The organism is Psychroflexus aurantiacus, assembly GCF_010820555.1.
GTDB lineage: Bacteria > Bacteroidota > Bacteroidia > Flavobacteriales > Flavobacteriaceae > Psychroflexus > Psychroflexus aurantiacus.
This window is the reverse complement of the sequence record NZ_JAAIKD010000001.1, coordinates 322,490-334,722: the sequence shown is the minus strand read 5'-3', so window position 1 is coordinate 334,722 and position 12,233 is coordinate 322,490. Positions and strand designations below refer to the sequence as shown.

Here is a 12,233-nt window from a genome sequence, read left to right as displayed (position 1 = left end):
TTACTCCTCAACCGTGTTTTGAGGGTTTTTTAGACGTCTTCGTTTCCGTTCAGCAGATCACTTTCATCCAGTAGCTCTTCTAAAGAGGGGAGCAAAGTGGAACTCAATTCACGTATGGTAGTGACTACCACAGATTCGTCCAGTTTTGCTTCTGAAACCAATCTCCCGTCCCCGTTGATATAATCGAAAACAAGCAGTAAGATAAAAATGAAAAGCGCTGTTTTGATGACGCCAAATACAGCGCCAAAAATCCTGTTGATCAATCCCAGGGCAATGCTGTGGACAATGGTCGTAAGGATTTTTGCCAGGATTGAAACCAGGATGATAATGCCTATAAATACGATAAAAAAACTCGTGATTTCAATACCTGAGGGCGACCAGCTGGTCCAGTTTCCCAGATAAGCTTCAGCGATATAGCCATATTCTAAGCCGCCAAAAATACCTGCGAGTAAAGCGACAATTCCCGCCAGTTCAATGATGAATCCCTTTTGAAACCCTCTTATAAACCCAAGCAGGAGTAAAACACCGAGAATAATATCTATTACATTCATATGGTCAAATATAATCATTTCGATTAAAGCGAGTACCTTTGTCGTATGAGAGACGAGTTATTAAAAACACGCTGGGAAAGCCTACAAAAGAAGTTGTCCGACCAATTTGCGGATGGTGAACAAATGGACCTGGATGCCATCATTTATATGGTGGGCGTTCAGGAACTCGGGAAGCCACAGGCTAAATTTAAAAAAGACGAAAAAATCAATTTGATGCATATCGCGATTTGCACCCTTTTGGAGCCTTACGGATTTTATGAATTTGACTTTATAGATGAAGAAGGCTGGCCGCATTTTACAAACACCTCCAAGCTTCCCGCCCTCAAAGCCGGTGAGCAAACCGTCCTGATGAAAGAAGCTCTGGTGAGTTACTTTTTAAAGCGGGAGTACATCGAGTAAGCAGTTATATTAAATAATGGATTTTCTAAGCAGGAAACAGTCTATTTTTTCTAAATTTGCCAATTCATTTTACCAAATGCCATGATAGATAAGATAAAGGGATATATAGATGAGGTTGAACGTTTTACAGCCGATAAAGCTGAAGAGGTTGAGCAGTTTAGAATACAGTATTTAGGAAAAAAAGGAATTCTGAATCAGTTTTTTGCCGAATTCAAAAATGTACCCAATGAACAGAAAAAGGAATTTGGTAAAACCATCAATCAGCTAAAGATTTCTGCTCAGGAAAAAGTAGATCGACTCAAGCTGGAAATCGCTTCCAAAACAGAAGATGAGGGTATTTATGGTGATCTTACCAGACCCGGGGAACCTATGCAAATAGGAGCCAGGCATCCTATTTCTTTAGTGAAGAACAGAATTACAGAAATCTTTTCCAACATTGGTTTTAATGTATCGGAAGGCCCGGAAATCGAAGATGACTGGCATAACTTTACGGCTTTGAATTTACCGGAATACCATCCGGCAAGAGATATGCAGGATACTTTTTTTATCCAAACCGATCCCAAAGACATCTTGTTGAGAACGCATACCTCTAGTGTTCAGGTGCGTTATATGGAAAACAACACACCTCCCATCCGAACGATTTCACCCGGCAGAGTCTTCCGAAATGAAGATATCTCGGCAAGATCCCACTGTATTTTTCATCAGGTGGAAGGTTTGTATATCGATAAAAACGTGTCCTTCAAAGACCTGAAACAAACCCTGATTTACTTCACCAAAGAGTTGTTCGGGAAGTCAAAAATCAGACTAAGACCCTCTTATTTTCCCTTTACAGAGCCGAGTGCCGAGGTGGATATCTATTGGGGCTTAGAGACCGAAACAGATTACAGAATCACCAAAGGTACAGGCTGGCTGGAAATTATGGGCTGTGGTATGGTAGATCCCAATGTGTTAATCAACTGTAATATCGATCCCAAAGAATACAGCGGTTTTGCTTTTGGAATGGGGATAGAGCGTATCGCGATGCTGTTGTATCAAATTGGAGACATTCGCATGTTTTACGAAAATGACGTTCGCTTTTTAGAACAGTTCAAATCGTCTTTATAAGCGCCTATGAAAAAGGACATCGATACACAGATTCCTGAAGTTGAACATGTTTACGTGGTTGCTGCTTTTGAGCACAATGTCGCCTTCAAAGTAGACGAATGGACTATTTATCTCGTCAATGCTAATTCTAAAGCCCTGGAAACGGTTTTGGTGGTGTCTAAGGGCGAAAGCCAAACAAAAACAACTTCGGTCTTACGAAAGAAACTGGAAGTCTTACCGGCAAAATCCTTTGCCAAACTGGAGTTTTTACACGAGGATGTGCTGGAAGTGGATAATATCTTCCAGGTGACTTACTTTCTCAACGGAAAACTGATGCACAAAGACTTCGAGTTTCCAAAACACAGCTTGAAACCCAAAGCCGTTGGAGCTTTGCCTTTGCTGTCTTCAAAAGGCATCATAGCGCAATAAGCTTATAACTCACAAGGGCTCTTTCTTAACTTTCCTTAGGTTCATCAGGACGATCGAGGACAGAATCAGCAATATTCCTAACCACTTGTAGAGGTTTTGATCTTCATCAAGGACAAAATACCCCATCAAAACCGCTACCGGAAGTTCTATGGAAGAGATGATAGCGCCAAGTCCGACGTTTATTTTGGGCATGCCCGCCGTAAAAAATAAAGGCGGCAGAATAGTTCCGAATAGGGCTAAAACGGGGCCCCAAAACACGAAAATTCTAAAATCCATAGAGCCGATAAGTTCAGGTAGAGTAATCACAGAAACGACGATAAGTCCGCCAAGCATCATCCACTTGCTTCTGGTAATGGGATGGTATTGCGTCCCAACGCTATTGGAGGTCATAATCGTGATGGTGTAAGACAAAGCTGCCAAAATCCCATAGCCTATACCAGCGAGTTCTACCTGCTGCTCCTGGATCAATAAATCGGCGGCGAGCACGGTTCCTGCCAGAATCAGAATGACCGAAATGATTTTGATTTTAGTGGGTTTTATTTTGTTGATGACGCTGTCCAGAACTACACCTATCCATACGCTTTGCATGAGTAAAACAATACCTACAGAAACCGTGATGTATTGAATGGCCAGATAATAAAAGATGCTGGTAAAGCCCAAAGAAGTTCCGGCGAGGATGAGGTAGAAGATCGTTTTTCGCCTCAATTTTGGATCTGTGATGGGTGGTTTTCTCTTTTTTAGAAACAAATTTAAAATGACCAGGGCTACAAAACCAATGAGGATTTGAGAAAAAGTAACTTCATACACCGTATAATGCTCTTCATAGGCCAGTTTCACAAAAGTGGTAAGTAAACCATAGCAAGAAGCGCCCAGGGCGACTAAAATGCCACCTTTCAAAATTGAATTCATCTAAAAAATTAATTAGTTAAGCTTATCCGCTAATTTCTCGAAGACTTTTTTAGGATTTTTTCCTTCGTATAAGACTTTATAAACCGCATTGATAATAGGCGTTTTTGCCTTTTTATTTCCAAAAGACTTACTGATCTCGTAGGCAGAATTTGTGGCATAATAGCCTTCTGCTACCATGCTCATTTCCATTTGCGCACTTTTAACCGTGTAGCCTTTCCCGATCATATTTCCAAAATAGCGATTTCGACTAAAGACAGAATAGCCTGTTACCAGTAAATCTCCTAAATAGGCTGAGTCGTTAATGTTGCGTTTCATCGCATAGCATGTTTTGATAAAACGCTTCATTTCCCGTATGGCATTGCTCATCAGGACGCTTTGGAAGTTATCGCCATAACCCAGGCCATGAGCAATTCCCGCGGCAATGGCATAAATATTTTTAAGCACAGCAGCATATTCGGTCCCGATGATGTCTTCAGAGACATTGCATTTGATGTACTCGCTACTCAGGTATTGAGCAAGCGTATTGGCATGACCTTCATTGGCACAGGCGATCGTGAGATAGGACAAACGTTCCAGGGCTACTTCTTCTGCATGACAGGGGCCTGTAATGACGCCTATGTTATCGAAAGGGATGTTGTATTCCTTGTTGAAATGTTCTCCTACCAAAAGCTGAGATTCGGGCACGATTCCTTTGATAGCACTGAAGATGATTTTGTCTGTAAAATCGACCGTGATTTTATCGAGTTCTTTCTTTAGGAAAGCGGAAGGCACCACGAAGATAAGAATATCAGATTCCTGGATGACCTTGTTGATATTGCTGGATAATTTGATTTGACCGGGATCAAATTCAACGGCACTGAGGTAATTGGGATTGTGGTGTTCTTTTTCAATATAGTCTATGACGTCCTGTTTTCTGATGTACCAATTCACTTCCGGGACATTCTCGCAAAGCATTTTTACAATGGCTGTCGCCCAGCTTCCGCTGCCGATAACTCCAAAATTTGGATTAGGATTTGTCATGTGTTTTTAGCTTTTAAGAATTCGTTTCTGTCGTCTTTTTGATATGGATGTTCACTTCAAAACTTGATAAATATGAGTGGTTTTTAGCTCAGATTAACAAAGATTTAAGCAGAATCTCCGGCTTGGCTTATCGGTAAAAATTCATTTCGTCAATATATTCCCAGACTCTGTGCTGGAGCAGGGGCTGGACATTTTTTCCGGATTTGATCATTTTCCTGATCAGCGTCGATGAAATCTCCATGACCGGGGTATCAGTTGTATGAATTTTGGGATTGTTTTGAAACTGTTCTGGAATTTCAATATTGGTCTGTCTGGGACACACATACAAGTCGTGATGTTCCAGGATGCGTTCGAAGTTTTTCCACTTGTGAAAATTCACCAAATTATCTTCCCCTAGGATCAGTGCAAAATCGATATCAGGATAGGTGTCTTTGAGCTCTGCTAAGGTTTTGGAGGTATAATTGGGCTGTGGTAATTTGAATTCGACATCGCTGGGTTTGAGCTTTTCGTAAAATTCTGTAGCTCGGTATACCATCTCAAATCTGTGATGATTTTCCAAAAGATTTTTTTTCTTTTTGAAAGGACTTTGCGGCGTGATGACTAGCCAGATTTCGTCCAATTCGGTATGTTCTGCCAAATGATTGGCAATGACCAAATGCCCGATGTGAAACGGATTGAAAGTCCCGAAATAAAGCCCTACTTTTTTCATTTGATAAAGGCTTTGACCAGTTGGTAGGCTTCTTCAAGCGCAGTGTCCAGATCTTCGTTCACAATGATATGATCGAATTGCGGAGCGGTTGCCATTTCGATGGAAGCCTTGGCAACGCGCATGGCAATGCGATCTTCAGATTCGGTTTTGCGTTTTTTGAGCCTTATTTTAAGTTCTTCAATGCTTGGGGGTTCCACGAATACGGCAAGGGTGCGCTCCGGGTAAATTCTCTTGATGTCCAGGCCGCCCACCACATCAATGTCAAAAACCACGTGTTTCCCCATGGCCCAGATGCGCTCGACTTCAGATTTCAAGGTGCCGTAAAAATTGTCTCGGTATACCTCTTCCCATTCCAGGAAATCTTCATTTTTGATGTGTGACTTGAATTCCTTCAAATCCATAAAATAATAATCTTCACCATCCACTTCATTTTCTCTTGGCGCTCTGGAAGTCGCTGAAATAGAAAACTCCAGGTTGAGGTCTTCCTGCGCTAAAAGATGTCTTACTATCGTTGTTTTTCCTGATCCTGAAGGCGCAGAAAACACGATGAGTTTTCCCTGTTTTTGATCGTTCATACTTAGAGTACGTTAAGCAGTTGTTCTTTAATTTTCTCAAGTTCATCCTTCATCTGCACCACTACTTTTTGCATAGCGGCGAAGTTGGACTTGCTTCCTATGGTATTGATTTCCCTGCCGATTTCCTGACAAATAAAATTGAGTTTTTTGCCGTTGGAATCCGGGGAGTTCAGTGCTTTTATAAAATAAGACAGGTGGTTATCCAGTCTCGTTTTCTCTTCGGTGATGTCGTATTTTTCGATGTAATAAATCAGTTCCTGCTCAAATCGGTTTTCGTCTATGTTCTCTTTCAAATCCTCGATGCCTTTTCTCAGTCTTGTTTTGACATGCTCTATCCGCTCAGGATCTATGGATTTTACTTCTGAAAGTAAGTCGGTAAGGTTTTGAATGCGGAGTTCAAAATCTGCTTTTAAGACCTGTCCCTCATCTGTTCTGAAGGTGTTGATTTGCTCCAAAGCCAAATCCAAAACCCGGTACACCGTTTCTGAATCTTCCTTTTCCAGTTCATTTTTTTCTGAACTCAGGGCATTGGGCATAGACATGGCAATCTGAAGTAAGCGGTTGTCGTCTCCAACCAGGGAAGAGGGGAACTGCTGAAGTTGCTTTAAGTAACTTTCAACCACCTTCGTATTGATTTTGGCAGAGCTTTCTTCTTCATGCTTTTCAACCTGAAGTGAAAAATCTACTTTCCCTCGGCTCAGGCTTTGCGATAGTTTGTTTCTGATGGGAAGTTCCAGCTCTCTAAACTCTGAAGGAATTCTCACATTGGCGTCTAAGTTTTTACTGTTGAGAGATTTTATCTCTACGGTAAAGCTTTTGCCGCCAACTTCTAGCTGGCTTTTGCCGTAACCGGTCATGGATTGAATCATAAATGCGTTGTCTTAAAAAGATTTGACAAATGTAGCAAATCCCACAGGAATTCAAGAATGAAGTTGTCGCTTAGCTTGAGGTCCACTGCTTTATTTATCGTAATTTCGTGTATTGATAGTGGTAAATTAAATCGATGAAATATTATATCATTGCTGGAGAAGCTTCCGGAGATCTTCACGCCTCCAACCTGATGCTGGCTTTGCAGGAAAAAGACAGCTTGGCTGATTTTCGGTTTTGGGGAGGTGATTTGATGGAAAAAGCGGGGGGAACCCTGGTAAAACATTACCGCGAACTCGCCTTTATGGGGTTTTGGGAAGTGATTACTAACCTCCGGACCATTTTGAAAAACATCAAGGCCTGTAAAGCGGATATTGCTCAGTTTCAGCCCGATGCCCTCATTTTTGTAGATTACCCCGGATTTAATATGCGGATAGCCAAATGGGCCAAGCAACAGGGTATGGCGACGCATTATTATGTCTCCCCGCAAATCTGGGCCTGGAAAGAAAATCGGATACAGGCGATCAAACGCGATGTGGATCACATGTATGTGATCTTGCCTTTTGAGAAAGAATTTTACGAAGACAAACACGATTTCAAGGTCCACTTTGTAGGACATCCCTTGCTGGATCAGATCGAAAAGCGTCAGGAAATTTGTTTTGAAGATTTCAGGAAGAAGCATGCGCTAAACGACAAACCCATCATCGCTTTGTTGCCTGGAAGCCGAAAACAGGAAATAGCGGTCATGCTATCGGTCATGCTTTCAGTGGTTCGCGATTATCCGGCCTATCAATTTGTGATTGCAGGAGCACCAAGCCAGGACGAAGGATTTTATGAGTCAATTATATCAAACTCGCCTGTAATTGACGGAGAGGCGGGCTCACAGGTGAAATTAATCCAGAATGACACCTATAATCTGCTAAGCAAATCTCATGCGGCACTGGTAACCTCGGGAACGGCTACTTTGGAAACGGCCCTGTTTGAAGTGCCGGAAGTGGTTTGTTATAAAGGCAATGTAATTTCTTATCTGATTGCCAAACAGATTGTGAAGCTGGATTATATCTCCCTGGTGAACCTGATTATGAATCGTGAAGTGGTGAAGGAATTGATTCAAAATGAATTTAATTCCAAACAGCTAAAACAGGAGCTGGATAAAATTCTGGATTCGGATAAAAGAGATCAACTTTTGATGGAGTATAAAGATTTAAAAACCAAACTAGGGGGTGTGGGAGCAAGTCAGCGCACCGCCGAATTGATAGTGAATACGTTTCATCAACACAATACCCAGTAAACTATTAAGGAGTTTCCCCTTCACCTCTCCTTTGGAGAGGTCAGATTTATGGAATAAATCTGGGAGAGGATAAATTTAGCCGTTATAGGCGACCACATTATTGATTTTGCCCTGAAGCATTTCCTTAAGCATGGTTTCGATACCGTTTTTTAAGGTGATGGTGGAGGACGGACAACCGCTGCAGGCGCCCTGCAGAATCACTTCCACATCTTTGGACTCTGTGTTATAGGATTTGAAAACGATATTTCCGCCGTCGCTGGCAACCGCAGGTTTTACGTACTCTTCCAGAATCTGAACAATTTCTTTGGAGATGTCATCCAGATTGGAGGTATCAATTTTTGGAGAGGCAGCTTCATCCGTTTTAGCTTTTGAAACGCTTCCTGTCTTTAAAATGCTACCCCCTTCTTCGATATAATCTTTAATGAAACTGCGGAGTTCATTGGTAATCATATCCCACTCGGCCATATCGTACTTGTTGATGGAGATATAATTTTCATCCATAAAGACTTCCTTGACGAAAGGAAAATGAAACAGCTTCTGAGCTAAAGGAGACCGGTCGGCATCATCGATCGTTTTGAATTCTGCAGACTCCAGGACCAGCTTTTTATTGGCGACAAACTTCATCACAGAAGGGTTGGGAGTGCTTTCAGCATAAACGGTGACGGGTACCTTTTTGCTTGATTTTTCTTCGTCTTCATTTACGATTTTGCCTCCTTCATTGAGGTGTTTCAGAAGTTGTTCTGCCACCTCCTCCTGCACATCTTCCCAGGCTACAATATTGAATTTTTCAACGGCAATAAAGTTTTGAGAGATATAAACCGTTTTTACAAAAGGCAAATAGAACAGGGGTGTAGCTATTGGTGAGCTGGCAGCTTCTTCAATATTATGATATTCGTAGCCTTTCTGTTTGGTCAGAAATTCGTTGAATTCAAATTTCAGAATGGAAGGCTTATTGGTTGATTTTATTTCTACAGTATAATTCGACATGATCCGCTTTTTTTTGCAAAATTACAAAACAAAAGTCTAGAAATCTCGGATTTGAGTTTCTATTAGTAATTGTAGGTCAAGCTTCTATATCTCTTAAAATTCTCTTGATTCCCAGCGAAATGGATTTGAATGCGCAATAAAATGTATCTTTGAATTTGTATTAAACCTTTACACACTTTTTTTGATTCCCTTCAGCTTTAATTTTCAAAAGATAGTCTTGGCAATGGTCATGCTTTACGCGCTATTGACTACAAACCATATTTACTCTCAAAACCTGAGTTTACCGATTTATTCAGACTACTTAACCGATAACTACTACCTGGTTCACCCCTCTATGGCCGGGGCTTCCAACTTCAATAAAGTTAGACTTACTGCCCGGCAGCAGTGGTTTGATGTCAAAGATGCTCCAAGTCTGCAAACCCTAAGTATAAATGGCAGAGTCAATGACAAAGTGGGTTTAGGAGGAATTCTCTACAACGATTCCAATGGACGATTTACTCAGCAAGGCGCAAAAGCGACATTTGCGTATCACCTTTTGTTTTCCAGATCCACAGCAGATATCAATCAGCTTTCTTTTGGTTTAAGCGCTGGTGTAATCCAGGATCGCCTGGATCAAACCGGGCTCAACACGATTAGAAACCCGGATCCGGCCATCGATGGCTTACAGCGTTCCGAAACTTTTTTCAATGCCGATATTGGGATTTCTTACTTTTTTCTGGATTTCTTTGCGCATGTCACCTTCAAAAACCTGCTCCCCCAGCAGCGGCAGGTGTTTTCTGAAGTGTTTGAACCCAGTAACCAAAGACAGTATTTAGCCTCTGTAGGCTACACCATAGCCTCCCTGGAATCGCGTTGGATTTTTGAGCCTTCTCTCTTTTTCCAACATAGCGAAGCTGTGAATCAGTCCAGTATGGATTTTAATTTCAAATCCTATTATCAGCTAAATGTTGGACAGCTTTGGGGGGGGATTTCTTACCGAAGGGCTTTGGATGGTATAGATTTTCAAGATTCGGTGACGGCAGCTCAATCAGACAGGTTACAGTATATAAGCCCTTTTCTGGGCTTCAACTATAACCGGTTTATGGTCGCTTACACCTATTCTCACCAGGCCTTTTCTGAAGTGATTTCCACCAGCGGGTTTCATCAAATTACACTGGGTTACGATTTCGGAGAAACCCGAAAACGCTACGAGTGTATCTGCCCTGCGGTGAATTATTAAAATACTTTTCTTAGCACCCTGGCGTTTGGGATGGCTTTGATTAGGTGTTTCAGATGAAAAACATTGTCTGCATTGGTGTAGAGTTCAACTTTACCCGGTTTTAAGGATGAGTTTCTAAGCTTATTTTCTTCCAAAACGGCTTCCGTTTGTTTTGCGACAGCCCTGCCGGAATCTATGATTTTCACATGTTCCGGGAGCAGTTGTTTCAGTTGGGGAATGATGTAAGGGTAATGGGTGCAGCCCAAAACGAGGTAATCTATATCTTCTTCAATAAAAGCCTGGACCTGTGTTTTCAAGTGTTCCATAAAATGCTGGTCTGAAGTCCAGCCCCCTTCCACAGCTTCCACAATACCTTTCCCCGTCACTTCTACAACATTCACGCCCTGTGCAAATACCTCAGAGGTTTGTTTAAACAAGGCGCTGCTCAGCGTTCCTTTGGTGGCAAGCACGCCAATGCGTTTCACTTCTGAATGTAATGCCGCGGGCTTAATGGCAGGTTCTATACCTATAAACGGAAGCTTATAATGTGTTCTCAGGTAGGAGATGGCATTGGTCGTTGCGGTGTTGCAGGCCACGACAATTAATTTGGCGTCCAGGCCTAAAGCAAAGTCTGTATTTTTTATACTTAAATCAAGGATTTCCTGAGGAGTCCTCTCCCCGTAAGGGGCATTTTTACTATCGGCGAGATAGATGAAATCTTCATGAGGTAAACGCTCCACAATTTCTTTCAAAATGGAAGTTCCTCCAACGCCGGAATCGAATAAGACAATAGGTTGCTGAGACATACTACAAAAAAAAGACCATCACAAAGATGGTCTTTTTGTATGAAATAAGAAGCAATTTGTATTACTCTCCTATAGCTGCTTTAGCATCGTCCATCAGGTTGTAACCGTCAGCCATCAATACGCCGGCACCCAGAGAGGAGTCAAGAACATAGTCAAAGCCTTTAGATCTTGCTACATCCTGAATGACTTGTCTTGCTTTTTCCAAAACAGGTCTCATCAATTCCTCTTGTTTTTTCTGAAGGTCTTCAGAAGCCGTTTGTCTATACTCCATGATAGATTGCTGCATTTCCTGAAGCTCCATCGCTCTTTTCTGATTTTCTTCTTCTGTTTTGGTTTGCGCTTCTCTTTGGTAACGCTCATTCGTTTTTTGAGCTTCTTTTAATAAATCGTCAATTTCTTTTCGATAAGTTTTTTCACGCTGATCTACCTCTGTCATTGCCGCTTGGTAGCTTGGTAAGCTTCTTACAAACTCCTGAGAGTTGATATGAGCAATTTTAGATTGAGCGTTAGTGGTTGCCATCAATCCCAAAGACAGTACCAGGCCTATTACAATTGTTTTTAAATTTTTCATTTCTTAAGTTTAATTTAGTGATTTTGATTTAATTATTTTCTCTTGCGTTTTTTATAGAGTCTCTTTCTCTTTGTCGTTCTTCTCTTTCTTTTAAAATTTTTGCTCTACGTGCTTCAAATTCTTTTTGCCTTGCGACTCTAAGCGAATCTCTTTTTCTTTCCCGTTCGTCTATCAGGGCTTCTCTCTCATTCTTCCGTTCTTGCTCCTTTAGCGCCTGTTCTACCATCTTGTTTTGGTCGGCTTCAGCTTTCTCAACAGACTTGTAATCTCCCATTTCCTCAATGACAGTGGCTGAGTCAGTCTCTTCCCCTCTTGAACTTCTTTTGATTAATTTCAAGATGACTTCACTGATATCATGTCTTCTGGCAGAAAACAAAAGTAAAGCATCTGCTGAATTTTCAAAAATAAAATCGTAATCTCTTGTCTTCCCTATTTCCTGGATGGCATTAAACACCATATCTTGTATAGGCTGAATCAGTTGTCGTTTTTGAACGATAAAATCGCCCGAAACCCCAAAGCGTTTATTGCGGTATTCCAGCAATTGATTTTCCAGATAACGTATCTCATCTTCCATGTCCTGGATGAGGTCGGTTGTAAGAAGAGGCCTTTCGTTTTCCAGTTCCGCCTTTAGCTTGTCAATTTCATTTTGCTTACTTTCAATCTCAGTTCTCCACTCCTGGGCTTTTAAATTCAGCTGGTTGGAAGCTACTTCATACTCCGGGATCTTCTCCAGGATATAATCCATATCTACATAAGCTATCTTTATACCTGCTTGTCCGAATACGGAACAGGAGAAAAAGGAAAGAATAAATAAGTATTTAAATAGCTTCATACATTA

At 41.4% G+C, this 12,233-nt stretch carries 15 protein-coding genes; 5 read left to right on the top strand and 10 right to left on the bottom strand.

The genetic code is table 11. The annotated features are described in order from the left end of the window. Positions 1–29 precede the first annotated feature (29 nt). Positions 30–551: a CvpA family protein gene (locus G3567_RS01440; RefSeq protein WP_164003424.1), complete on the bottom strand. Its 522-nt coding sequence runs from the start codon at positions 549–551 to the stop codon at positions 30–32. Between the two features lie 45 nt (positions 552–596). On the opposite strand from G3567_RS01440, the gene G3567_RS01435 reads away from it, so the two are divergent. The 3 genes from G3567_RS01435 (at position 597) to G3567_RS01425 (ending at position 2,462) form a co-directional block, all read left to right on the top strand. Next, positions 597–950: a hypothetical protein gene (locus tag G3567_RS01435; protein WP_164003423.1), complete on the top strand. Its 354-nt coding sequence runs from the start codon at positions 597–599 to the stop codon at positions 948–950. 81 nt (positions 951–1,031) lie between these two features. After that, positions 1,032–2,054, top strand: a complete 1,023-nt coding sequence (gene pheS / locus G3567_RS01430) for a phenylalanine--tRNA ligase subunit alpha (RefSeq protein WP_164003422.1) — start codon at positions 1,032–1,034, stop codon at positions 2,052–2,054. 6 nt (positions 2,055–2,060) lie between these two features. Continuing rightward, positions 2,061–2,462, top strand: coding sequence for a hypothetical protein (locus G3567_RS01425; protein WP_164003421.1), 402 nt, complete (start codon positions 2,061–2,063; stop codon positions 2,460–2,462). 9 nt (positions 2,463–2,471) lie between these two features. Here the strand turns inward: G3567_RS01425 and G3567_RS01420 are convergent, their stop codons facing one another. The 5 genes from G3567_RS01420 to G3567_RS01400 form a co-directional block, all read right to left on the bottom strand. Then, on the bottom strand, positions 2,472–3,371 hold the full coding sequence (locus G3567_RS01420) for an EamA family transporter (protein WP_164003420.1): 900 nt from the start codon (positions 3,369–3,371) through the stop codon (positions 2,472–2,474). Positions 3,372–3,383: 12 nt separating this feature from the next. After that, positions 3,384–4,391: an NAD(P)H-dependent glycerol-3-phosphate dehydrogenase gene (locus G3567_RS01415; protein WP_164003419.1), complete on the bottom strand. Its 1,008-nt coding sequence runs from the start codon at positions 4,389–4,391 to the stop codon at positions 3,384–3,386. Between the two features lie 127 nt (positions 4,392–4,518). Then, positions 4,519–5,100: a nicotinate (nicotinamide) nucleotide adenylyltransferase gene (gene nadD / locus G3567_RS01410; protein WP_164003418.1), complete on the bottom strand. Its 582-nt coding sequence runs from the start codon at positions 5,098–5,100 to the stop codon at positions 4,519–4,521. Continuing rightward, on the bottom strand, positions 5,097–5,675 hold the full coding sequence (gmk, locus tag G3567_RS01405; RefSeq protein WP_164003417.1) for a guanylate kinase: 579 nt from the start codon (positions 5,673–5,675) through the stop codon (positions 5,097–5,099). Before gmk ends, nadD begins: the two co-directional genes overlap by 4 nt. A 2-nt stretch (positions 5,676–5,677) precedes the next feature. Then, positions 5,678–6,544: a YicC/YloC family endoribonuclease gene (locus G3567_RS01400; RefSeq protein WP_164003415.1), complete on the bottom strand. Its 867-nt coding sequence runs from the start codon at positions 6,542–6,544 to the stop codon at positions 5,678–5,680. A 134-nt stretch (positions 6,545–6,678) separates the two neighbouring features. On the opposite strand from G3567_RS01400, the gene lpxB reads away from it, so the two are divergent. Next, a complete protein-coding gene (lpxB, locus tag G3567_RS01395) occupies positions 6,679–7,833 on the top strand; it encodes a lipid-A-disaccharide synthase (RefSeq protein WP_164003413.1) in 1,155 nt (384 codons plus the stop codon). A gap of 75 nt (positions 7,834–7,908) precedes the next feature. On the opposite strand, the gene G3567_RS01390 is transcribed toward lpxB, so the two are convergent. Beyond that, positions 7,909–8,820: a NifU family protein gene (locus G3567_RS01390; protein ID WP_164003411.1), complete on the bottom strand. Its 912-nt coding sequence runs from the start codon at positions 8,818–8,820 to the stop codon at positions 7,909–7,911. Between the two features lie 223 nt (positions 8,821–9,043). Here G3567_RS01390 and G3567_RS01385 point away from each other — a divergent pair, with 223 nt between their 5' ends. Beyond that, positions 9,044–10,039 (top strand): PorP/SprF family type IX secretion system membrane protein, encoded by a 996-nt coding sequence (locus G3567_RS01385; protein WP_164003766.1) that lies wholly within the window; start codon positions 9,044–9,046, stop codon positions 10,037–10,039. Here G3567_RS01385 and murI read toward each other — a convergent pair. The 3 genes from murI to G3567_RS01370 all read right to left on the bottom strand — a co-directional run bounded on the left by murI (position 10,036) and on the right by G3567_RS01370 (position 12,227). Beyond that, positions 10,036–10,824, bottom strand: a complete 789-nt coding sequence (gene murI, locus G3567_RS01380; protein WP_164003409.1) for a glutamate racemase — start codon at positions 10,822–10,824, stop codon at positions 10,036–10,038. The genes G3567_RS01385 and murI overlap by 4 nt on opposite strands. A gap of 61 nt (positions 10,825–10,885) precedes the next feature. Continuing rightward, on the bottom strand, positions 10,886–11,395 hold the full coding sequence (locus G3567_RS01375; RefSeq protein WP_164003407.1) for an OmpH family outer membrane protein: 510 nt from the start codon (positions 11,393–11,395) through the stop codon (positions 10,886–10,888). 28 nt (positions 11,396–11,423) lie between these two features. Then, positions 11,424–12,227: an OmpH family outer membrane protein gene (locus G3567_RS01370; protein WP_164003405.1), complete on the bottom strand. Its 804-nt coding sequence runs from the start codon at positions 12,225–12,227 to the stop codon at positions 11,424–11,426. Between the last annotated feature and the right edge of the window lie 6 nt (positions 12,228–12,233).

What these genes read in the sequence shown, in the direction of transcription:
- gmk (WP_164003417.1), bottom strand. Translation starts at nt 5,675, where the DNA reads ATGAACGATCAAAAACAGGGAAAACTCATCGTGTTTTCTGCGCCTTCA.
- G3567_RS01440 (WP_164003424.1), bottom strand. Translation starts at nt 551, where the DNA reads ATGAATGTAATAGATATTATTCTCGGTGTTTTACTCCTGCTTGGGTTT.
- G3567_RS01435 (WP_164003423.1), top strand. Translation starts at nt 597, where the DNA reads ATGAGAGACGAGTTATTAAAAACACGCTGGGAAAGCCTACAAAAGAAG.
- G3567_RS01390 (WP_164003411.1), bottom strand. Translation starts at nt 8,820, where the DNA reads ATGTCGAATTATACTGTAGAAATAAAATCAACCAATAAGCCTTCCATT.
- nadD (WP_164003418.1), bottom strand. Translation starts at nt 5,100, where the DNA reads ATGAAAAAAGTAGGGCTTTATTTCGGGACTTTCAATCCGTTTCACATC.
- G3567_RS01425 (WP_164003421.1), top strand. Translation starts at nt 2,061, where the DNA reads ATGAAAAAGGACATCGATACACAGATTCCTGAAGTTGAACATGTTTAC.
- lpxB (WP_164003413.1), top strand. Translation starts at nt 6,679, where the DNA reads ATGAAATATTATATCATTGCTGGAGAAGCTTCCGGAGATCTTCACGCC.
- pheS (WP_164003422.1), top strand. Translation starts at nt 1,032, where the DNA reads ATGATAGATAAGATAAAGGGATATATAGATGAGGTTGAACGTTTTACA.
- G3567_RS01420 (WP_164003420.1), bottom strand. Translation starts at nt 3,371, where the DNA reads ATGAATTCAATTTTGAAAGGTGGCATTTTAGTCGCCCTGGGCGCTTCT.
- G3567_RS01375 (WP_164003407.1), bottom strand. Translation starts at nt 11,395, where the DNA reads ATGAAAAATTTAAAAACAATTGTAATAGGCCTGGTACTGTCTTTGGGA.
- G3567_RS01370 (WP_164003405.1), bottom strand. Translation starts at nt 12,227, where the DNA reads ATGAAGCTATTTAAATACTTATTTATTCTTTCCTTTTTCTCCTGTTCC.
- G3567_RS01400 (WP_164003415.1), bottom strand. Translation starts at nt 6,544, where the DNA reads ATGATTCAATCCATGACCGGTTACGGCAAAAGCCAGCTAGAAGTTGGC.
- G3567_RS01385 (WP_164003766.1), top strand. Translation starts at nt 9,044, where the DNA reads ATGGTCATGCTTTACGCGCTATTGACTACAAACCATATTTACTCTCAA.
- murI (WP_164003409.1), bottom strand. Translation starts at nt 10,824, where the DNA reads ATGTCTCAGCAACCTATTGTCTTATTCGATTCCGGCGTTGGAGGAACT.
- G3567_RS01415 (WP_164003419.1), bottom strand. Translation starts at nt 4,391, where the DNA reads ATGACAAATCCTAATCCAAATTTTGGAGTTATCGGCAGCGGAAGCTGG.